This is a genomic window from Streptomyces sp. NPDC059909, assembly GCF_042730885.1.
Lineage (GTDB): Bacteria > Actinomycetota > Actinomycetes > Streptomycetales > Streptomycetaceae > Streptomyces.
Window position 1 is genome coordinate 22,456 of sequence record NZ_JBHWKX010000042.1, and the last position, 21,674, is coordinate 44,129.

The following is a 21,674-nucleotide window of genomic DNA, read 5'->3' on the forward strand; positions in this document are numbered from 1 at the left end:
ATCGCACCGGCAGCGCGGGCGAGGTCCCGCGCGCCTCTCGATCATGGGCTTACGGCCATGGGTACGGAGGTACGCCGGTGAGTACGGACCAGCAGTCAAGCGATTCCGGAATGTTCCGGACCAAGACGGTCGAACAATCGATCCGGGACACGGAGGAGCCGGAGCACGCGCTCAAGAAATCCCTCTCCGCCTGGGACCTGACCGTCTTCGGCGTCGGCGTCATCATCGGAACGGGCATCTTCGTCCTCACCGGCATCGCGGCCAGGGACAACGCCGGACCCGCCACCGCCCTCGCCTTCGTCGCCGCGGGCGTCGCCTGCGGCCTCGCGGCGCTCTGCTACGCCGAGTTCGCGTCCACCGTGCCGGTGGCCGGTTCGGCGTACACCTTCTCGTACGCCTCCATCGGCGAGCTGCCCGCCTGGATCATCGGCTGGGACCTGGTCCTGGAATTCGCCCTCGGCACCGCCGTGGTGGCGGTCGGCTGGTCCGGGTACGCACGCAGCCTCATGAGCACCAATCTCGGCTGGGACATGCCTGCCGCGCTCTCCGGGCGCGACGCGGGAGGCTCTTTCGACCTGCTGGCCTTTCTGCTGATCCTGCTGCTGACCGTCATCCTGGTCCTCGGCATGAAGCTGTCCGCGCGGATCACCGCGATCGTGGTCGCCGTCAAGGTCACCGTCGTGCTGATGGTCATCATCGCGGGCCTGTTCTTCGTCAAGTCGGCCAACTACTCGCCCTTCATCCCGCCGGCCCAGCCGCAGCCCGCAGGTACCAGCCTCGCGTCACCGCTGGTCCAGGTGCTGTTCGGCTACGCGCCCACGAACTTCGGCATCATGGGCATCTTCACCGCCACCTCCATCGTCTTCTTCGCCTTCATCGGTTTCGACGTCGTGGCCACCGCCGCGGAGGAGACCAAAAACCCCCAGCGGGACATGCCGCGCGGCATCCTGGGCTCCCTCTTCATCTGTACAGCGCTCTACGTGGCCGTGACGCTGGTGGTCACCGGCATGCAGCACTACACGGAGATGTCGGCCACCGCCCCGCTCGCCGACGCGTTCAAATCCGTCGGCCAGCCCTTCTTCGCCGGCGCCATCAGCCTCGGTGCGATCGTCGGCCTCATCACCGTCTGCATGATCCTGCTGCTGGGCCAGACCCGGGTGTTCTTCGCGATGAGCCGTGACGGACTGCTGCCGCGCTTCTTCTCCATCACCCACCCGCGGTACCGCACCCCCTACCGCGCCACCATCCTGCTCGGTGTCGTCATCGCCTTCATCGCGGGCTTCACCAGTCTCGAGGCCCTCGCGGCGCTGGTGAACATCGGCACCCTCTTCGCGTTCGTCGTCGTGGCCCTCGGCGTCATCGTCCTCCGCCGCACCAGGCCCGACCTGCACCGCACCTTCCGCACCCCGTGGGTGCCGGTGGTCCCCGTCCTGTCCATCGCGGCCTCGTTCTGGCTCATGCTCAACCTTCCGGCCGAGACATGGGTGCGGTTCGCCATCTGGATGGCGATCGGCATCGTCGTCTACTTCCTGTACGGGCGCGGCCACAGCCGCCTCGGCAAGGCGGGCAAGGACGCCCTGTACTAGAGGGCCCGTCCCGCGCACCCGATTCCCTCCGGCCCCGTATGTCCCCCCGGAACGGGACATACGGGGCCCTAATGTGAGCGCATGCTCGCCGAGCCGCCGCCATCGCTACGGTACGTATCCGCATGCGCTGCCACGGCCGCCGCCCGAGAGACCCGGCCGGCCGGCTACTGGCGGCGGTTGCTCCCCGCCCTCGCCGTGCTCGCCGCCGTCACCCGGCTGCCCTCCTTCCGGCACCCGCTGTGGAACCCGGACGAGGGCTACCTCGCCGTCCAGGCCCGCATACTCGCCGACGGCGGAGCGCTGTACGAGACCGTCGTCGACCGCAAGCCGCCGCTGCTGCCCTGGCTGTACGAGGCATGCTTCGCGCTCTTCGGCGACGACTCGCTGCACCCGCTCAAGGTCCTCGCGATCCTCGCCCAGCTGCTCACCGCCGCGGCCCTCGCCGCCACCGCGCGCGACCGCTGGGGCGACCGGGCCGGACGGACCGCCGGCGTGCTCCATCTGCTGGTGTCGGTCGGGCTCAACCCGGAGGACGCGCAGGCGGCGACCTTCGAGATCTTCATGCTGCCGTTCACGGCCGCGGCGGTGTGCTGCGCGGGCCGGGGCCGCTGGACCGGGGCCGGGCTCGCCGTCGCCGGGGCGTTCCTGGTGAAACAGACCGGCGGGGCCGTCCTCGTCCCCGTGCTGTGGCTCCTGTGGCGCAGCTCCCCGCAGCGGGCGGACCTGGTGCGGCTGGCCGTGGCTCTCGCCCTTCCCGTGCTCGGCGCGGCCCTGCTCACCGATCCGTCGGGCTTTCTCTTCTGGACGGTGACGGGCTCCGGCGCGTACGCCACCTTCACCGGCTCCGAGCTCCACGTCCTCTCCCGGGCCCTGGCGAACACCGCACTGCTCTGCGCCGCCTGCGCCGGACTGATCGCACCCGTCGTGCGCGTCGTACGGATCGCCGGGGCAGGGGCCGCCGACCTCTGGCTCTGGCTGGCCGCGTCGTCGGCGGCCGTTCTCGCCGGCTTCCACTTCTTCGGCCACTACTACCTGCAGCTCCTCCCGCCGCTGACCCTGCTGGCGGTGGCCGCCCTGCAGGTCCTGCCCCGCGACCGGCTCGCGAGCGCGCTGCGCACCTCGGCCGCCGCGTGCGCGCTCTTCCTCGTCTGGGGCCTGCTGGCACCCCGGCCCGAGCTCGCGCACGCGCACCGGCTCGCCGCCCAGGTGCGCCACCGCACGGCCCCGACGGAGCGGGTGCTGCTGTGGGGCATGCACCCGGAGACGTACTGGCTCGCCGATCGCGCACCCGCCAGCCGCTATCTCACCGCTGGGCTGCTCACCAACTACAGCGGCGGGCGCGACGGCCCGCACGTGGGCGAGAAGTACGGGGTTGCGGGCGCCTGGCCGGTCCTCGTGGCCGAGCTCCGGGATCGGCCGCCGACGCTGATCGTCGACGACTCCCGCGGCAAGCCGTACGCCCCGGAGCGCCTGCCCACGCTGCGCCGGCTGCTGGCCGGGCGCTACGAGCCCCTCCCGGACCAGGTCGACGGTGCCGTCCTCTACGTACGCTCGCCGGGAGGCTGACGCACGGTCCTGGGCCCGGCGCACGCGGCCCCGAGGGCCTCGACCCGCTCGCGCAGCCCCCGGTCGGCCGTCACCACGACCCGGGTCCGGTCCGGGGCCGCCCGGACCAGCTCCACGATGTGGTCGTCGCCGCTCCCGGACGCCGACTCGACCCGTACCTCGGGGAGGCTCTCCACCCCCCTGGCCCGGCCCTCGACGACCAGCACCACCTCGGCCGGACCCGGATGTCCGGGAATGCCCTCCCGGGCGAACGGAACGAGTCCGTCCCGCAACCGCTCGGTGGCGCCGAAGCGGTCCCGCCACCAGCCGTCCGGGACCGAGCCGACCACGTTCGCGGCATCAACAATCAAGAGAATCCGCATGTCAGGAGGGTGGCACAGACCACTCTCCCGCCGCCGGATCCGGGTCGTCCGGCAAGTGTTATCGTCACGTGAATCAAGCGCTCGCACAGCGCTCAGGGAAGGTGGCAACGGGCGATGGCACTGCGGTCTGCGCGGAGATCGAAGCGGCGGACGGAAGAGGCCCAGGGGCCCGGGAAGCAGTCGCGTCCCACGGTCCGGGCGACGCCGTCACTGCCGGCCGACCCTTCCCTGCCGCCGACCGCCGGCTGGCTGCTGCGCGGCAAGGACGGCCGGCTCTCCGCGTACGCGCCGAGCGCCGAGGGCGTCCTGCGCTGGACCGAGACCCGGCCGGGCGGACCCGAGTGGGAGGGCCCGAAGGTCTTCCCCGCACCCGGAGTGCTGCCGTCCTTCGGCGTGGCCCAGGGCAGCGACGGCTATGCGCAGCTCGTCGGGCTGCGGCGCACGCACGCGGCGGACGGTGAGCTGGTCACGGATCTCGCGCAGACGATCCAGTACCAGTCCGGCCGCCCCATGCGCGAATGGAGCGCGTTCGGGACCCCGTACCCGAAGAGCAGGGAGCTCTCGGACAAGATCGGCCTCCCCTCGGCCGCCGTGGACACCAACGGCCTGCTCCATGTCTTCATACGTAACGCCGGTGGCGGAGTGTGCGGCCGCACCCAGCACGCCAACGGCCGCTGGGGCAGCTGGGCCGACCTCAAGGGCAGCGATGTGCGCGGTGTTCCGGCCGTGACGCTGACCGACGCGGGCGTCATGGAGGTCCTGGCCGTGTCCAAGGACCGGGTGCTGCGCTGGCTGCAGGAGACTCCGGGAGCCCTCTTCACGCGCGTCGACGACATCGAGGCGGCCGCGGCCCCCGGCTCGCTGAGCGCCGAGCGCACCGGCCGCGGACGGCTGACCCACTTCTGGCGCGACGACGCCACCGGCACCGTCCAGGCCTGGCGCGAGGGCATGGACCAGCCCGCCCCGCTCGGCGGCACCGGCGGTACGGGACCGGTCGCGCTGCTGCGCACGCCGGTCGACGGCCACGACTGCACGATCATGGCCCAGCTCGGCCCGGACGGCCGCCCCGCACTGGCCGCGTACCCGACCGAGGACGAGTCCGCGGGCGCGGTGTGGACCACGACGGGTGAGCCGAGCGTGGGCGTACCGGCCCTCGCGATCGACGGCAACGGGCGTGTGGTGCTGGCCGCGTTCGGTGCGGACGGCACGCTGCGGGTGACGCGGCAGAAGGCCGAGTCGGGGCTGGCGATGGAGGCGTGGACGGTCCTCTGAGCCGTCTGCTGTCCGAGCCGTCCGCCGTCCGGTCGGACCTGTGCGGTGGCCCGTCAACCGGTGCGGGGGCCCGCCGGTTCCGTGGACCAGGCCGCGGTGACCGCACCGACCGCCTCCGCCGCGCGGGCCGCCTGCGCGCGGGAGGTGCGGACCGCGTTGCTGAACTCGATGTGCAGGAACGGGACGCCTTCCTCCGCCGCCTTGCGGCCCTGCACATTGGTTTTGCCCTCGAGCGGGCACGAGCGCGCCCAGGCGCGGCAAACGTCGAAGTCGCGTGTGCGAAGGGCGTCGGCGAGGGCGCGTCCCTCGGGGCGTGCCAGTTCACCGTTGCCGGTGGAGGCGATGACGTCGTGGTCGGGCGCCGATTCGTCCGCGAATCCGTGCAGCTGGACGCCCGGCAGCCCTCGCTCGGCGAGCTCGTCGCAGACGGCGTCGAAGACGCTGTCGGTGCGGTGCGCCACATCGGCCACGTCCTCGCGGCCCGCCCTGCGATGTGCACCCGCGATCACCATGACACCGCCGCGCGAGCCCCGCAGCACGCTCACGCCGAGCCGTTCGGTGTGCTGGTCGGCGACGGGGTGGGGCACCTGCACGGACCACCGGGCAGGTGTGTCCAGGTCGACATAGACCCGGCCCCAGCCCCGGGGCGACGGGGCGTCCTCGGTGCGGTCGGCGATCTCCGCGTACCGCCGGCCCGTGGCGCTGTCGGTGACGGTGCGGATCTCGAAATCCACGTCGGACAGCTGCTCCTGGGCCTGGTCACGCCGGCCGTCGAGAAGCAGCCCGACCCCCTGCGCGACCGCCCGCCGGGCGTCGCGGGGCGGCCGGCGGTAGCCGCTGTCCTCGCCGAAGCGTGATGTGTACTCCGCGATCCGGCGCTCCAGGTCCACCGCCTCCGTGGCCCCGTGCGCCTGCCCGTCGTCCGACCCCGTACTCTCTGGGGAGCCGGTGGACCGGGTGACGATCATCAGGAGCCCGGTGAGCAAAACGGCCGCGACGATGATCGTGGTTGTCGCTGTTGCTATCGTCTTGGCTCGGTTCGTGGTCATAGTCATACAAAGATATCCAGGGTGATGAGACGCTCTTCGCGCCGGTCGCTGACGACCTGCATTGCCACGCTCGCGCTGCTCACGGGCACTGCCGCCTGCGGTCCCTTCGGCTCGGACGACGAGAAGGCGGCCGCGGGCAGCGGCGGCCCCACGTTCACGGTCGCGGCCGCCGGTGACATCCTCATCCATCCACAGCTCACCGAGCAGGCACGCAAGGACGCCAAGGCCACCGGCAACGGCGTGCAGGGGATCGACTTCGACCCGCTGATGGCCGGTATCAAGCCCGTCATCAGCAAGGCGGATCTCGGCATCTGCCACTTCGAGCCGGTCGTGGGCAAGCCCGAGGGGCCGTTCCAGACCTATCCGACCTTCCTCGTCCCGCCGCAGATCACCACCGCCATCAAGAACGTCGGCTACGACATCTGCTCCACGGCGTCCAACCACACCCTCGACCACGGCTACCCCGGTGTGGTCCGCACCCTGGACGCCATGGACGCCGCGGGCCTGAAGCACACCGGGTCGTTCCGCAACGCGGCGGAGGCCGCGAAGACGGCCATCGTGGACGTGAAGGGCGTCAAGGTCGCCCAGATCTCGTACGCCTTCGGCTTCAACGGCTTCGAGATCCCCAAGGACAAGCCCTGGCTGGTCAACCAGAACTCGTTCAAGGCGATCGCCGCGGCCGAGAAGAAGGCGCGCAAGGCCGGTGCCGACGTGGTGATCCTGAGCATCCACTGGGGTCGTGAGCACTGGCCGAACCCGAGCCGCTCGCAGCTCCAGCTCGGCCGCAAGCTCGCCAGGGAGACGGGCATCGACCTGATCATCGGCCATCACGCCCATGTCGTGCAGCCGATGGAGAAGGTCGACGGCACCTGGATCGCGTACGGCCTCGGCAATCAGGTCGCCCGGCACGATGTGCCGAGCGGGCTGACCGAGGAAGGCGTCATCGGCTGGTTCGAGTTCACCAAGCGCGGCGGCGACTGGGACGTGCAGGCCAAGTATGTGCCGACGTTCGTGGACATCCCGCCGGATCCGGATGAATCGGGCAAGCTGCCTGAAGGGGCGGTCAAGGATCACCGATTGATCGATGTCGCCGCCACTCTGCGGGACGCCGAGGGGCTCAGCAAGGAGCAGATCGCCCGCTACCGGCTCGCCTTCGAGCGCACCGAGGGCACGATGCTCAACCGCGGCGCGGCCAAGGACGGCCTGCAGCCGCTGGAGCAGCTCCCCGACTGAGCCGCTGTCGGCAGGATCACACTTTTTCGAATCCCTGCAACCGTTAGCCCCACGCATCGGTCAGACGTTCCCGGCGCGCACTTGTGACCGTGGCGGTGCGCGCCCCGCACGCTGTGATCTCCAGGAGAGGAGCCCCCGTTGGCCGCTTCGCCCCCGAAGCGGCGGCATAAGGTCCGCCGAAGAGCCGACATGTCCCTGTTGGGTGGCATACGCCCACCCATCGCCGTGCTGTCGGTTCTGCTTCTCGCCCTGGCGGGCATCACCGCCCTCTCCCTCGGCCGCGTCGGTGACGACCGCATCCCGAAGGCCGTCCTGACCTCCCAACAGCACTTCGCCGAGGACGGCGCCATCGGCATGCGCGCCTCCATCGACGAGAGCGTCACCGACCTGACGCGCACCGCCGAGCTGTTCAACGCCGCGGAACCCGTGCCCGCCGACGCCGTGCTGGACAAGATCAGCAACGTCTACCAGAAGTGGCTGGGCACGGCCGTCGTCGAGATCAAGTCGGGCAAACTGCTCGCCGCCCGTGGTGAGAACGTGCCGCTGACCGCGATCGACCGCTCCAAGCTCGGCGATGAGAACGGCCTCGTACCCCGCATGGTCCGGCTCCCCAACGGCGAGACCCGGCTGCTCTCCTTCGCCCTGCTCAACTGGCCGGGCGAACCGCAGAAGCTGCTGATCGCCTCCAGCGGGCTGAAGTTCCCCGGCATCAGCCTCGGCGGCTTCCGCGCCATCGCGGTCATCGACCAGGAGGGCCACGTCCTCAGCCAGGACGGCATCCCCGAACCCGAACAGGTTCTGACCGACCTCCAGCGGGAGGAGGTCGCGGAGTCCAACAAGCAGCTGAAGAAGTTCGCCGCGACCGCCGCCGAGAAGGCGAAGCAGCACCCCGTCAAGGCGAAGGAGCCCGGCTCCGGCGGCTTCCGCGGGGTGAGCGGCAGCCTCACCGGCGGCATCTATCTCGGCGACCGCTCGCTCGCCGGATACGCCACCCTCGCCGCGCCCCAGGCCGGCGAGGCGACCGTCGCCACCGGACTCGGCCTCACCGTCGTCGCGATGGTCAAGGTCGCCGAGACCCCCACGGGCACGAGCAGCATGCTCTTCGGACTCCTTGCCGCGGGCGCCCTGCTGCTCATCGGCGGTATCACCGTCGCCCTGCTGCTCGGCACCGTGCAGCGCCCGCTGATCCGGCTCTTCCTGGAGAGCCGCCGCCTCACCCGCGGCGACCTCACGCGTCCCGTCGGCGAACCCAAGTACGGCGAGGCCGCACGGATCGGTGCGGCCCTGGAGCGGCTGCGCCGCCAGCTCCTCGGCGAGCCCGCCGACGCCCACGCACCGGCCACGCCCGCGCGGCGCCGCTTCGGCGCCACCACCCTGCTGGCCGTCTGCGGTGTGATCCTGCTCGTCTGGTCCGCCCCGCTCCTGCTGCTGCTCAACCGGGCCGGTGACTCCGTCGTCGTACCGCAGCAGATCGTCAACGACCAGCGCGAGCGCACCGACACCCTCACCGACCGGGTGCGTCGCGCACTCAACGAGGGCCACGCCGACCTCGCGTCGGTCGCGTCCCTCATCGGCGACCGCACGAAGCCGTCCGAGATGACCGAGGTCCTGGAGCACACGGCGAACCAGCACCTCCGGTACCAGTCGCTGTACGTCCTCGACGCCGACGGCCGCGTCCTCGCCCGGGCGGGCGACGACCCGCGCAGTCCCTCGGGCAAGGGCCCCGCCACCGAGCCGATCCGCGTTTTCGACGCCGGCACGGAGCCGGTGATCATCGGCACCGCCGAGGTCCCCGGCCGGCACGGCGCCGCCGTGGTCGGCGAGTTCCGGATCGACTTCCTCAACTCCCTCCTCAAGCGGCCGGGGCTCGGCGCCGTGCGCGTCGTCGACGCGCAGCGCCGCGTCATCGCGGGCAACACCGGCTACCTCGCCTTCCAGAAGTTGCCGAACGGTCGTCTCGACGCCCTGGTCGCCGGCACCAATCAGAAGGTCGGCATGAGCCCGCGCCCCAGCGGCGTGCTCTACCGGGACGGCGACGACATCCAGATCGCCGCAGCCGCGCCCTTCGTGGGAGGCGGCGCCGCCAAGTCCCTCGGCTGGACCGTGGTCAGCTGGCAGCCCGCATCCGGACTCGCCATCGCCGAGTACAACCTGCAGAACCGCACGGTCCTCGCCGGCCTGCTCGGCGTCACCGCGGCCGCCGCCTGCCTCGGCTGGATGTACATCGTCGTCGTACGCCCGCTGCGCACCCTCGCCGACCAGGCGGAGGCGCTCGCGGACGGCGACCGCCGCACCGTTCTCTATCCGCGCCACCACGACGAGGTCGGCGCCGTCGTCCGCAGCCTTGAGCTCATCCGGCAGCAGTTGCCGGGCCAGCAGCGCAAGCGCGACGGGGCGACGTCCCTCGCCGGAAGGAACTGACCCAGCGTGCTCTTCCTCTACACCGTGCTGGTGGTGTGCAGCGCCATCCTGCTGATCGCGGGGATCGTCGAACAGCGGCGCCACTTCGCCAACCTGGAGCACATACCGACCCGCGTCCTGGTCAACGGCATCCGCGGCAAGTCCTCCATCACCCGGCTGTGCGCGGGCGCACTGCGCGGCGGCGGGCTGACCACGGTCGCCAAGACGACCGGCACGGCCGCCCGGTTCATCCACCCGGACGCCACCGAGGAGCCGGTCTACCGCAAGTTCGGCATCGCCAACGTCGTCGAGCAGATCGGCATCGTCCGCCGGGCCGCCGCGTACCATCCGGACGCCCTGGTGATGGAGTGCATGGCCGTCATGCCGGCCCTCCAGGAGATCAACCAGTCGAAGCTGATCCGCTCGACCATCGGCGTCCTGTGCAACGTCCGCGAGGACCACGTGGCCGAGATGGGCCCGACCCTGGACGACATCGGCCGCTCGCTGTCCCGCTCGATGCCGCACGGCGGTATCTGCGTCACCGCCGAGAAGGAGCGCTTCCACGTCCTTCAGGAGGAGGCCGACGCCCGCGACTGCAAGCTGATCTACGCCGACCCCGAGATGGTCACCGACGAGGAGCTGCGCGGCTTCAGCTGGTTCACCTTCAAGGAGAACGTGGCCATCGCGCTGGTCGTCGCCGAGCTGCTGGGCGTGGACCGCAAGACCGCACTGCAGGGCATGTACGACGCCCCGCCGGACCCGGGCGTCCTCTCCGTCGAGCGGTACGTCGCGCCGGGCGGCAAGCGGCTGCGCTTCGCCAACGTCTTCGCGGCCAACGACCCCGAGTCGACGCTGATGAACATCAACCAGCTGCTCGACCTCGGGGCGATCAGCCGCCCGCTGAACGTGGTCATCAACTGCCGCCCCGACCGCGTCGAGCGCAACGGCCAGATGGGCCAGATCGTCCCGGACCTGCAGCCGGACAAGGTGTTCGTCATCGGCCACCCGGCCAAGAGCGCCATCGACGCGATCCCCGCCGAGTGGCGCGACCGCGCCGTCGACCTCGGCGGCGACGGGCGTGACGGCGAGGAGTTCATGCACGAGCTGCTCGGCCATCTCGGCCCCGACTCGTCCCTCGTCGCCATCGGCAACATCCACGGCCAGGGCGAGTTGCTGCTGGAACACCTCGCGGAGCTCCCGGCCGACGACAGCGCCGCCGAACCGGCCCCCGAGGCGGCACCGGCCGCCGCCGCGACGGCCCCGCACGTGGAGCACGCCGACACCATGCAGCTGTACGCGCCGCGGCTCGACCCGTACCAGCAGTACTCGGAGGCGTACGAGAACCGGTACGCCCCCCGGCCCCAGGCGCCGCAGGCGCACCGGGGGCAGGCCCCCGAACCTGCCCAGGCACCCCAGATGCCCCAGGCCCCCCGGGCGGCCCAGGTGGACCGGATGCCCCAGGCGCCGCACGTGCCCGTACAGCGCGGAACCGAACAGGACCGGCCCCGTGGCCCGTTCGAGCCCCGCGTCACCCCCACGTCCCCCGCCGAAGACCCGCAGCAGTGGTACAGCCCAGGAGACCAGCGTTGATCCCCTCCGTCCTCACCCCCGAGATCGCCGCGGTCGGCATCGCCCTCGGGCTCCTCTTCTCCCTGGTCTGCTATCTGACGACCAACCTGTCGCCCGGCGGCATGATCACCCCGGGCTGGCTCGCGCTCACCCTCGTCGAGGATCTGCAGCGCGCCGCGATGGTCGTGGGCGTCACCGTTCTCACGTACGTCTGCACGCTCCTGCTGCAGCGCTACGTGATCCTCTACGGCAAGCGGCTGTTCGCCGCGGTCGTCCTCACCGGCGTGATCCTGCAGGCCACGGTGATGATCGTGCTCTCGCTCGAGTTCCCGCTGATGTACAGCAACCAGACGCTCGGATTCATCGTTCCCGGCCTGATCGCCTACCAGCTCGTGCGCCAGCCCAAGGGCCCGACGCTGCTCGCCACCGGTTCGGTGACGCTCATGGCCTATGTCGTCCTCACCGCCGGGATCCTCCTCGGCGTCATGCCGTCCGCCTGACCGCCCCACCGGAGCCGACCTCATGAGTGCCAAGAAGAAGACCAGCCCCGCCGTGCACGCGGCCGTCGTGATCGGGCTGCTCGCGAGCAGCGCGTACCTGACCGTCGAACTGCGCAAGGAGGAGCAGGCCAAGGCCCCGGCCATCCAGGCCGTCACCGACACCCCGCTGCTCGAGTCCAGCACCGGGCAGATGAGCGGCAAGCAGACCTGGGAGCGCCTGAAGAACCCGGAGCGCTCGGTCCTGCGCGGCGAGGGCGGCCAGGTCCTCGCCACCTTCACGGACAACGCCCGTACCGCGACCCTCAAGGGCCCCAGCCGCACCTTCACCGAGGCCGCCAACACCAAGTCGCGTGTGGTGACCGAGGACTGGGTGCGGCTCATGCCGGAGCCCTGGCGCAAGGGCGCCGAGAAGGAGAAGTGGTTCAAGGACTGGTTCAAGGAGTACTACGGCAGCGAGGAGGACGACGTCTTCGCGACCGCCTTCCAGTACGTCGAGGGCGCGCCGGTCAAGAAGGACGACGAGGGCATCGCGTACGCGGGCGACGCCGCGTTCGGCCCGATCAACCCGAACGGCAGCGAGGGCAACGACCTGCGCGAGGAGCAGTCGGACTTCTACGACTACCTCGGCATCCCGTACACCTTCCGCGACGGCACGGGCATGCAGCCCGAGGCCAAGCGCGCCCGCGCCGTCGACTGCTCGGGCTACATGCGCCTGGTGTGGGGCTACCGCGCCCGCTACCCACTGGCCTCGTCGGACACCACGGGCGACGGCCTGCCCCGCACCGCGAACGGCATGGCCCGCTCCGACGCCGGCACCGATATCATCCCGCTGAAGGGCGTGGGCGCGGCGGACCGGCCCAAGTCGATCGACGTGCTCCAGCCCGGCGACCTCGTCTTCTTCAAGCTGGACGCCCGCACGAAGGAGCGGCTCGACCACGTCGGGATCTACGTCGGCCACGACAGCGACGGCCACAAGATCTTCATCTCCAGCCGGGAGGAAGTGAACGGCCCGACGATCGGCGACAAGGGCGGCACCTCACGCCTCGACGGCAACGGCTACTACGCCACCACCCTGCGCAGCGCCAAGCGCCTGTAGCGGCCGGGCGGGGACGGTCCCCCGGCGCCGGCCGGTGCGCCGGACGCCGCCGGCCCGGCACGCCCGCAACGCGTGCGCGGAGGCCGCCGAAACCGGCGGGCCGTCACCGCTGACGCCTGCCCGGCGTGCGGCGCCGGTCGGTGCGCGGCATCCGGCGGCCGGAACGCACCTGCGTGCACGTCGGTATCCGGTCGTTGCAGTGGGCCGCCGGCCCAGGCGGCGTGCAACCCCGGCCGGCACGCCGCCACGCCTGCGCCGCCACGCCTGCGCCGCCACGCCTGCGCCGCCACGCCTGCGCCGCCACGCCTGCGCCGCCACGCCTGCGCGGCTGCCGCCGCCGGGCGGGCCGTCGTGGAGGCCACCGCCTGCCGTGGTGGCCACAGGAGTTGCTTGCGCACCTCAGCCATCGGGCCGGGGGCAGCCGCATACGGCGAAGGGCCGTACGGGACGAATCCCGTACGGCCCTTCGCCGTGCAGCCGGCGGCGTTACGCGGGCACGCTCGCGACGCCCTGCGTCAGGAACCTCTTGCCGTTCACCCGCTCGCTGACGCCCTCACGGTCCAGGTACGGCGTGATGCCGCCCAGGTGGAAGGGCCAGCCGGCGCCGGTGATCAGGCACAGGTCGATGTCCTGCGCCTCGGCGACGACACCCTCCTCCAGCATCAGGCCGATCTCCTGCGCGACCGCGTCCAGGACGCGGGCCCGGACCTGCTCCTCCGTCAGGACCGTGTCGCCCTGCTTCAGCAGCGCGGCGACATCGGGGTCGAGCTCCGGCTTACCGGAGTCGTACACGTAGAAGCCGCGCTTGCCGGCCTCGACGACGGCCTTGAGGTTCGGGGACACCGTGAAGCGCTCCGGGAAGGCGCGGTTCAGGGTCTCCGACACATGCAGACCGATGGCCGGGCCGACCAGCTCCAGCAGGACCAGCGGCGACATCGGCAGACCGAGCGGCTCGACGGCCTTCTCGGCGGTGGCGACCGGCGTGCCCTCGTCGATGACGTTCTGGATCTCGCCCATGAAGCGGGTCAGGATGCGGTTCACGACGAACGCCGGGGCGTCCTTCACCAGGACCGCGGTCTTCTTCAGCTTCTTCGCGACACCGAAGGCCGTGGCCAGCGACGCGTCGTCCGTCTTCTCACCGCGGACGATCTCCAGCAGCGGAAGCACCGCGACCGGGTTGAAGAAGTGGAAGCCGACCACGCGCTCCGGGTGCTGGAGCTTCGACGCCATCTCGCTGACGGAGAGCGAGGAGGTGTTGGTGGCGAGGATCGCGTACGCCGGGGCGACCGCCTCGACCTCCGCGAACACCTTCTGCTTGACGGACATCTCCTCGAACACGGCCTCGATGATGAAGTCCGCGTCCGCGAAGCCCTCGGCCTTGTCCAGGACACCGGTCACCAGGGCCTTGAGGCGGTTGGCCTTGTCCTGGTTGATCCGGCCCTTGCCCAGCAGCTTCTCGATCTCGGCGTGGACGTAGCCCACACCCTTGTCGACGCGCTCCTGGTCGATGTCCGTGAGGACGACCGGGACCTCCAGGCGGCGCAGGAACAGCAGCGCCAGCTGAGAGGCCATCAGACCGGCGCCCACGACACCGACCTTGGTGACGGGACGGGCCAGGCTCTTGTCCGGGGCACCGGCGGGACGCTTGCCGCGCTTCTGCACCAGGTTGAAGGCGTAGATGCCGGAACGCAGTTCGCCACCCATGATCAGGTCGGCGAGAGCGGCGTCCTCGGCGTCGAAGCCCTTCTGCAGGTCCCCGTCCTTGGCCGCCTCGATGATGTCGAGGGCGCGGTACGCGGCCGGGGCCGCGCCGTGCACCTTGGAGTCGGCGATGAACCGGCCGCGGGCGACGGCCTGGTCCCAGGCCTCGCCGCGGTCGATCTCGGCGCGCTCGACCACGGTCTCGCCCTTGAGGACGGACGCGGTCCAGATCAGCGACTGCTCCAGGAAGTCGGCACCCTCGAAGATCGCGTCGGCGATGCCGAGCTCGAAGACCTGCGCGCCCTTGAGCTGCTTGTTCTGGTTGAGCGAGTTCTCGATGACGACCGAGACCGCGCGGTCGGCGCCGATCAGGTTCGGCAGGATCGTGCAGCCGCCCCAGCCGGGGACGAGACCGAGGAAGACCTCGGGCAGCGAGAAGGCCGGGAGAGCCTTCGACACGGTCCGGTACGAGCAGTGCAGACCGACCTCGACGCCGCCGCCCATCGCCGCGCCGTTGTAGTACGCGAACGTCGGGACGGCGAGGGACGCCAGCCGCTTGAAGACGTCGTGGCCGCCCTTGCCGATGGCGAGCGCGTCCGAGTGCTGCTTCAGCAGCTCGACGCCCTTGAGGTCGGCGCCGACGGCGAAGATGAACGGCTTGCCGGTGACGCCGACACCGACGATGGCGCCCTCGGACGCCTCCTTCTCCACCTGGTCGATCGCGGCGTTCAGGTTCGCGAGGGACTGCGGTCCGAAGGTGGTCGGCTTCGTGTGGTCGAAGCCGTTGTCCAGCGTGATGAGGGCGAACCTGCCCGCGCCGCCCGGCAGGTCGAGGTGGCGCACGTGCGCCTGCGTGACGACCTCGTCCGGGAACAGCTCGGCCGCGCCCTTCAGGAGCTCAGCGGTGGTGCTCACTTGTTGCCTCCGGCGTCCTTGTGGTGCGGGTTCTCCCAGATCACCGTGGCGCCCATGCCGAAGCCGACGCACATGGTGGTGAGGCCGTAACGGACCTCCGGCTGCTCCTCGAACTGCCGCGCCAGCTGCGTCATCAGACGCACGCCGGAGGAGGCGAGGGGGTGGCCGAACGCGATGGCGCCGCCGTACTGGTTGACACGGGCGTCGTCGTCGGCGATGCCGTAGTGCTCAAGGAACGCCAGCACCTGGACGGCGAAGGCCTCGTTGATCTCGAACAGGCCGATGTCCTCGATGGACAGGCCGGCCTGGGCGAGGGCCTTCTCGGTCGCCGGGATCGGGCCGTAGCCCATGACCTCGGGCTCCACACCCGTGAAGGCGTACGAGACCAGGCGCATCTTCACCGGGAGGTTGTTCTCGCGGGCGAAGTCCTCGGAGGCGATGAGCGAGGCGGTGGCGCCGTCGTTCAGACCCGCGGCGTTTCCGGCGGTGACACGGCCGTGGACGCGGAAGGGGGTCTTCAGGCCGGAGAGGTTCTCCAGCGTGGTGCCCGGGCGCATCGGCTCGTCGGCGGTGACCAGGCCCCAGCCGGTCTCGCCGGCCTCGGGGTTGGTGCGGCGGACCGAGATCGGCACGAGGTCCTGCTGGATCTTGCCGTTGGCGTACGCCTTGGCGGCCTTCTCCTGCGAGCGCACGGCGTACTCGTCGGCGCGCTGCTTGGTGATCGAGGGGTAGCGGTCGTGCAGGTTCTCCGCGGTCATGCCCATGAACAGGGCCGACTCGTCGACGAGCTTCTCCGACACGAAGCGCGGGTTCGGGTCGACGCCCTCACCCATCGGGTGGCGGCCCATGTGCTCGACGCCGCCGGCGATGGCGATGTCGTACGCGCCGAAGGCCACGCTGCCCGCGACCGAGGTCACGGCGGTCAGGGCGCCGGCGCACATGCGGTCGATGGAGTAGCCGGGCACGGACTGCGGCAGACCCGCGAGGATCCCCGCGGTACGGCCGATGGTCAGACCCTGGTCACCGATCTGCGTGGTCGCGGCGATGGCGACCTCGTCGATCTTCGCGGGGTCCAGGTCCGGGTTGCGGCGCAGCAGCTCCCGGATGGCCTTCACGACGAGATCGTCGGCGCGGGTCTCGTGGTAGATGCCCTTCGGGCCCGCCTTGCCGAACGGGGTGCGGACGCCGTCGACGAAGACGACGTCCCTGACGGTACGAGGCACGATGGCTCTCCTCCAGGGTGCGGGGTGGCACTGCTGCGGGCACGCGACTAAGCGCGCGCTTGCTTCCCTCATGCTACTTGTGGGTAACCATGTTGCCCACCCCTCACGGCGGTAGCGGCGAACGTCACACGGACGGGGGTGTCCGGGGTGTGCGGTGCCGTGGTTGCCCGGTGCCGTGGGGGCGGCGCGGGGCCTGTCGAGGTGCCCGGTGCCGTGTCGGCGGCGTGGGGCGTGAAGCGTGCGCGGTGCCGTGCGGGCGGCCCGCGTGTCCGTCCTCGAACGCCGGACGGGCTGGGTCTGGTCGGGGTGCGCGTGCCGTGGCGACGGCGCTGTGAGTGCGCTCCGGGGCTCGTGTCCTGGACTGCGCTGCGTCCGGTATGCGGCTCCGCCGCGTGGTCACCGCGCTTCGCGCGAGCTGCGGGCGTTGCGTCCGGAACACGACCCCTGCGCGTTCCCCTCGGGGTCACCGACTCTGGGCTCGCCCGGGTGGGCATGGTCCGTCCGGCGCTTGAGGACGGACACACCGGCCCACCGGGCGGTACCGGGCACACCGCACCCCCGCGGCGCCGGAGCGCCCGACACCGGGAGGGGTCAGGCCGTCGCCGAGAGGGCCCGGGTCAGCAGGGGGGTCACCTGCTCGATCTGCCAGGGCCGCGCACCGTACGCCGCCAGCGTCGCCTCGACCGCCTCCGGCGTCGCCTCCCGGGGCGGCTCCCAGCACACGCGTCGCACCGTGTCCGGGGTGATCAGGTTCTCCTGCGGCAGGTTCAGCTGCTCCGCCAGCGTGGTCACCGCCGTCCGCGCCGCAGACAGCCGCGCCGCCGCGGCCGGGTCCTTGTCCGCCCAGGAGCGCGGCGGCGGGGGACCCGCGACCTGCTGTCCGGGCTGCGGCAGCTCCGCGTCCGGGAGCGCCCGGGCGCGGTCCACAGCCGCCTGCCACTGCTCCAGCTGCCGCCGTCCCATCCGGTGCCCGAAGCCGGGCAGCGCCGTGAGCGCGTGCACGTTCAGCGGCAGCGCCAGCGCCGCCTCCACGATCGCCGCGTCGCTCAGGACCTTCCCGGGGGACACGTCCCGCCGCTGCGCCACGTTGTCGCGCGCGGTCCACAGTTCCCGTACGACCGCCATCTGCCGCCGTCGCCGTACCTTGTGCATCCCCGACGTACGCCGCCACGGATCCTTCCGCGGCGGTGCCGGGGGTGCCGAGGCGATCGCGTCGAACTCCTGCTGCGCCCAGTCGAGCTTGCCCTGCCGGTCCAGCTCCTTCTCCAGGGCGTCCCGCAGGTCGACGAGCAGTTCCACGTCCAGCGCCGCGTACCGCAGCCACGGCTCGGGCAGCGGCCGCGTCGACCAGTCCACCGCCGAGTGGCCCTTCTCCAGCGCGTAGCCGAGGACCGACTCGACCATCGCGCCGAGCCCCACCCGCGGGAAGCCCGCGAGCCGCCCGGCCAGCTCGGTGTCGAAGAGCCGGGTCGGCGCCATGCCTATTTCGCGCAGACAGGGCAGGTCCTGCGTGGCGGCGTGCAGGATCCACTCCGTACCGGCGAGCGCCTCGCCGAGTGCGGACAGATCGGGGCAGCCGACGGGGTCGATCAGCGCGGTGCCCGCGCCCTCGCGGCGCAGTTGTACGAGATACGCCCGCTGGCCGTACCGGTAGCCGGACGCCCGCTCGGCGTCAACGGCCACGGGCCCGCTGCCGCCGGCGAACGCGGCGACGACGGAATCGAGGGCCTCGGGCGTGGAGACCACCGGAGGGATACCTTCACGCGGCTCCAGCAGGGGGATCGGCGCCGGCTCGACGTCGTCCGGGGGGCCGCCCCCGGTGGTTCGCAGGTCTGGCTCTGCTGCGGTCTCTTGGGCGTCGGTCACCTGTCAAGGGTATCTGTGAACGGAAGCCGCCCGTCGACGGAACGTTCCGTCGACGGGCGTGGGTCCTCTGTAAAGGAATCAGTGGATGATGCCGGTGCGCAGGGCCACGGCCACCATTCCGGCCCGGTCGCCGGTGCCGAGCTTGCGCGCGATGCGGGCGAGGTGGCTCTTCACCGTCAGTGCGGACAGGCCCATCGAGACGCCGATCGCCTTGTTCGACTGGCCCTCGGCGACGAGCCTGAGCACCTCGACCTCACGGCCGGAGAGCTCGCGGTAGCCGCCCGGGTGGCTCGGGGCGCCCGGGGGGCGGCGGTGCATGCGGGCGGCGGCGGAGCCGATGGGGGCGGTGCCGGGGCGGGCGGGGTGGCCGAGGTTCGTGCGCGTACCGGTGACGACGTAGCCCTTGACCCCGCCTGCCAGCGCGTTGCGGACCGCGCCGATGTCGTCGGCCGCGGAGAGGGCGAGGCCGTTGGGCCAGCCCGCCGCTCGGGTCTCGGACAGCAGGGTCAGCCCGGAACCGTCGGGCAGGTGGACGTCGGCCACGCAGATGTCGCGCGGGTTGCCGACGCGGGGACGGGCCTCCGCGATGGACGACGCTTCGATGACGTCACGTACTCCTAGGGCCCACAGGTGGCGGGTGACGGTGGAGCGGACGCGCGGGTCGGCCACGACGACCATGGCCGTCGGCTTGTTTGGGCGGTAGGCGACCAGGCTTGCGGGCTGCTCGAGGAGAACGGACACCAGGCCTCCTGGAAAGGTGCGGGACGGAGCCGGCTCGGGGATGAAGCCGGGGCGAACCGTGCTTGAAGGGTCACCACCTCTTCGGCAGCAAACCCACCCGCCTTTAGAGAAAGATCACGATTTGGTGAGTAACAATTCCGGCAATTCGGACGCGTGATCGATCATCCTATGAGTCCGCGGTTCTCGAGGCCCACGTGGGTGGGCGGCGCGTGGTCGCCGGGGCATGCGCGCCTGCGGCCGGCGCTCTCCCTACCCCGCTCGTCCCGAACCGGGCGCAAGCCCCGGGCCTCGCCGAGGCTCCGCCCCCGAACCCCCACGCCTCGATCGCCGGCGCGGCTCCAGTGGAGCCCGCCCGGCGTCCGGCGACGAACCCCGAGCCCATCCCGGCTCGCGTACCGGCTCCCTGCCGAGCCCCTCCGGCGCGGTACCGGGCGCCGACAAGCCCGTACGGCGTTTGACGGCGGGCACTCCGGCCGCCAACCCCGCGCCGGGCGCGTTTCAAGCCCGTCCGGCGCTTTGAGGACGGACACGCGGGCTCACCGGACGGTACCGACCAAGGCCGCCCGGCGCAGCCGGGAAGGAGGCGGCGCCCCCTCGGCGCCCCCCCACGGCGCCTGCGCTCCCCTACGGCGCCTGCGGCCCCCGGCGCTGGGGCAGGGTGACGACGCCGGCGCCCGCGTCCGGGGCGTCGCCCGGGCCCGAGGGCGGCAGGCCCGCGACCTGGCAGAGCAGGTCGCACCAGGCCGCGAGATGCGCGGCCGTGTCGGGCACCCCGTCCCGCCCCTCCCGTGGCGTCCAGGAGGCCCGGATCTCGATCTGCGTCGCCGGGGGGCGGTCCGCGAGTCCTCCGAAGTAGTGGGACCCCGCCCTGGTGACGGTGCCGCCGGCCTCCCCGTACGAGAGGCCCCGCGCCTCCAGCGCCCCGGTGAGCCAGGACCAGCAGACCTCGGGCAGCAGCGGGTCCGCCGCCATCTCCGGCTCCAGCTCCGCCCGTACGAGCGTCACCAGCCGGAACGTGCCCTGCCAGGCCTCGTGCCCCGACGGGTCGTGGAGCAGGACGAGCCGGCCGTCCGCGAGGTCCTCGTCGCCGTCGACGACCGCCGCCTCCAGTGCGTAAGCGTGCGGCGCGAGGCGCTGCGGCGGGCGGGTCGGGTCCACCTCGAGCTCCGGCCGCAGCCGCGCCGCCCCCAGCGCCTCCACCGCCAGCCGGAACGCACGTGGGACGGGGTTCCGCTCCGCGCTGCCCGTGCCGTCAGCGCCGTCGGATTGTTCGGAAAACTGTCCCTGAGCCGCAGCCATGCGGGGAAGAGTAAGCGGAACGCGCGTCGCGTGCAGGGAGGGACACCCGGCCCGGTCGAGCTCCTTACGCGCACATGCGAAGATTCTGGGCGTGAGTGCCAACGATCGCCCCTCGGGCCAGCAGACGACGAACCCCGCCACGCACGACTCCGCCTTCCTGAAGGCGTGCCGGCGCGAGCCCGTGCCGCACACGCCGGTGTGGTTCATGCGGCAGGCGGGGCGCTCGCTGCCCGAGTACCTGAAGGTGCGCGAAGGCATCCCGATGCTGGAGTCGTGCATGCGGCCGGAGCTGGTCACCGAGATCACGCTGCAGCCGGTGCGCCGCCACAAGGTCGACGCCGCGATCTACTTCAGCGACATCGTCGTGCCGCTCAAGGCCATCGGCATCGACCTCGACATCAAGCCGGGCGTCGGCCCGGTCGTCGCCGAGCCGATCCGCCGTCGCGAGGACCTCGCGCGGCTGCGAGATCTCACCCCCGACGACGTCTCGTACGTGACCGAGGCGATCGGCATGCTCACCGGCGAGCTGGGCCCGACACCGCTGATCGGCTTCGCGGGCGCGCCCTTCACTCTCGCCAGCTATCTCGTCGAGGGCGGGCCGTCCCGCAACCACGAGCACACCAAGGCCCTCATGTACGGCGACCCGCAGCTCTGGGCCGACCTGCTGGACCGGCTCGCCGACATCACCGCGGCCTTCCTGAAGGTGCAGATCGAGGCCGGCGCGTCCGCCGTGCAGCTCTTCGACTCCTGGGTCGGCGCGCTCGCCCCCGCGGACTACCGGCGCTCGGTGATGCCCGCCTCCGCGAAGGTGTTCCGGGCGGTCGAGGGGTACGGCGTCCCGCGCATCCACTTCGGTGTCGGCACGGGCGAGCTCCTCGGCCTCATGGGCGAGGCGGGCGCGGACGTCGTCGGCGTGGACTGGCGCGTGCCGCTGGACGAGGCCGCCCGCCGCGTCGGCCCCGGCAAGGCGCTCCAGGGCAACCTGGACCCGGCGGTCCTCTTCTCGTCGCGGGAGGCGGTCGAGGCCAAGACCCGCGAGGTCCTCGACGCCGCCGCCGGCCTGGAGGGCCATGTGTTCAACCTGGGCCACGGCGTGCTGCCCACCACCGACCCGGACGCGCTGACCCGGCTCGTGGAGCACGTGCACACCTCGACCGCGCGCTGAGCCGGACGGCCCGTCACCCGGGTGTGGGGGGGGGGGGAGAGGGGGGGGGGGGGGGGAAGACGAAAAGAAGGGGGGGGGGAGGGGGGAGGGGAAAGGAACGAGAAAAGCATCCCCACAGAGAGATTTCTGAC

At 71.7% G+C, this 21,674-nt stretch carries 16 protein-coding genes; 9 read left to right on the forward strand and 7 right to left on the reverse strand.

The annotated features are described in order from the left end of the window. Positions 1 to 77: 77 nt before the first annotated feature. Positions 78 to 1,586: an amino acid permease gene (locus ACFV9O_RS25880; protein WP_385421640.1), complete on the forward strand. Its 1,509-nt coding sequence runs from the start codon at positions 78 to 80 to the stop codon at positions 1,584 to 1,586. 81 nt (positions 1,587 to 1,667) lie between these two features. Continuing rightward, complete coding sequence (locus tag ACFV9O_RS25885) at positions 1,668 to 3,152, forward strand: ArnT family glycosyltransferase (protein WP_385421642.1); 1,485 nt, start codon at positions 1,668 to 1,670, stop codon at positions 3,150 to 3,152. Here ACFV9O_RS25885 and ACFV9O_RS25890 read toward each other — a convergent pair. Continuing rightward, positions 3,128 to 3,514 carry an NTP pyrophosphohydrolase gene (locus tag ACFV9O_RS25890; protein WP_385421644.1) on the reverse strand — a complete coding sequence of 129 codons (387 nt, stop codon included), beginning with the start codon at positions 3,512 to 3,514 and terminating at the stop codon, positions 3,128 to 3,130. The two genes, ACFV9O_RS25885 and ACFV9O_RS25890, sit on opposite strands and share 25 nt — an antisense overlap. A gap of 114 nt (positions 3,515 to 3,628) precedes the next feature. Here ACFV9O_RS25890 and ACFV9O_RS25895 point away from each other — a divergent pair, with 114 nt between their 5' ends. Next, positions 3,629 to 4,786, forward strand: a complete 1,158-nt coding sequence (locus ACFV9O_RS25895) for a hypothetical protein (RefSeq protein ID WP_385421645.1) — start codon at positions 3,629 to 3,631, stop codon at positions 4,784 to 4,786. Between the two features lie 53 nt (positions 4,787 to 4,839). On the opposite strand, the gene ACFV9O_RS25900 is transcribed toward ACFV9O_RS25895, so the two are convergent. Next, complete coding sequence (locus ACFV9O_RS25900; RefSeq protein WP_385421646.1) at positions 4,840 to 5,835, reverse strand: hypothetical protein; 996 nt, start codon at positions 5,833 to 5,835, stop codon at positions 4,840 to 4,842. 24 nt (positions 5,836 to 5,859) lie between these two features. On the opposite strand from ACFV9O_RS25900, the gene ACFV9O_RS25905 reads away from it, so the two are divergent. The 5 genes from ACFV9O_RS25905 (at position 5,860) to ACFV9O_RS25925 (ending at position 12,633) form a co-directional block, all read left to right on the forward strand. Continuing rightward, positions 5,860 to 7,068 (forward strand): CapA family protein, encoded by a 1,209-nt coding sequence (locus ACFV9O_RS25905; protein ID WP_385421648.1) that lies wholly within the window; start codon positions 5,860 to 5,862, stop codon positions 7,066 to 7,068. Positions 7,069 to 7,257: 189 nt separating this feature from the next. Beyond that, on the forward strand, positions 7,258 to 9,489 hold the full coding sequence (locus ACFV9O_RS25910; RefSeq protein ID WP_385421650.1) for a HAMP domain-containing protein: 2,232 nt from the start codon (positions 7,258 to 7,260) through the stop codon (positions 9,487 to 9,489). A 6-nt stretch (positions 9,490 to 9,495) separates the two neighbouring features. After that, positions 9,496 to 11,058, forward strand: coding sequence for a poly-gamma-glutamate synthase PgsB (gene pgsB / locus ACFV9O_RS25915; protein ID WP_385421652.1), 1,563 nt, complete (start codon positions 9,496 to 9,498; stop codon positions 11,056 to 11,058). Next, positions 11,055 to 11,537 carry a poly-gamma-glutamate biosynthesis protein PgsC/CapC gene (locus ACFV9O_RS25920; protein WP_385421654.1) on the forward strand — a complete coding sequence of 161 codons (483 nt, stop codon included), beginning with the start codon at positions 11,055 to 11,057 and terminating at the stop codon, positions 11,535 to 11,537. The genes pgsB and ACFV9O_RS25920 overlap by 4 nt, the downstream gene beginning before the upstream one ends. A gap of 22 nt (positions 11,538 to 11,559) precedes the next feature. After that, positions 11,560 to 12,633, forward strand: coding sequence for a C40 family peptidase (locus tag ACFV9O_RS25925; RefSeq protein ID WP_385421655.1), 1,074 nt, complete (start codon positions 11,560 to 11,562; stop codon positions 12,631 to 12,633). Between the two features lie 486 nt (positions 12,634 to 13,119). Here ACFV9O_RS25925 and ACFV9O_RS25930 read toward each other — a convergent pair whose 3' ends face one another. The 5 genes from ACFV9O_RS25930 to ACFV9O_RS25950 all read right to left on the reverse strand — a co-directional run bounded on the left by ACFV9O_RS25930 (position 13,120) and on the right by ACFV9O_RS25950 (position 20,378). Continuing rightward, positions 13,120 to 15,249, reverse strand: coding sequence for a 3-hydroxyacyl-CoA dehydrogenase NAD-binding domain-containing protein (locus ACFV9O_RS25930; RefSeq protein WP_385421656.1), 2,130 nt, complete (start codon positions 15,247 to 15,249; stop codon positions 13,120 to 13,122). Beyond that, the gene (locus tag ACFV9O_RS25935) at positions 15,246 to 16,472 is read right to left on the reverse strand and encodes a thiolase family protein (RefSeq protein ID WP_385421658.1); all 1,227 of its coding nucleotides are present in this window, start codon (positions 16,470 to 16,472) and stop codon (positions 15,246 to 15,248) included. Before ACFV9O_RS25935 ends, ACFV9O_RS25930 begins: the two co-directional genes overlap by 4 nt. A gap of 591 nt (positions 16,473 to 17,063) precedes the next feature. Next, on the reverse strand, positions 17,064 to 18,338 hold the full coding sequence (locus ACFV9O_RS25940; protein WP_385421660.1) for an HRDC domain-containing protein: 1,275 nt from the start codon (positions 18,336 to 18,338) through the stop codon (positions 17,064 to 17,066). A gap of 78 nt (positions 18,339 to 18,416) precedes the next feature. After that, positions 18,417 to 19,079: a LuxR C-terminal-related transcriptional regulator gene (locus ACFV9O_RS25945; RefSeq protein WP_385421662.1), complete on the reverse strand. Its 663-nt coding sequence runs from the start codon at positions 19,077 to 19,079 to the stop codon at positions 18,417 to 18,419. 624 nt (positions 19,080 to 19,703) lie between these two features. Next, positions 19,704 to 20,378 (reverse strand): DUF3000 domain-containing protein, encoded by a 675-nt coding sequence (locus ACFV9O_RS25950; protein WP_385421663.1) that lies wholly within the window; start codon positions 20,376 to 20,378, stop codon positions 19,704 to 19,706. A gap of 91 nt (positions 20,379 to 20,469) precedes the next feature. Between ACFV9O_RS25950 and hemE the strand changes: the two genes are divergently transcribed. Next, positions 20,470 to 21,543 (forward strand): uroporphyrinogen decarboxylase, encoded by a 1,074-nt coding sequence (gene hemE, locus ACFV9O_RS25955; RefSeq protein ID WP_385421665.1) that lies wholly within the window; start codon positions 20,470 to 20,472, stop codon positions 21,541 to 21,543. Positions 21,544 to 21,674 lie beyond the last annotated feature (131 nt).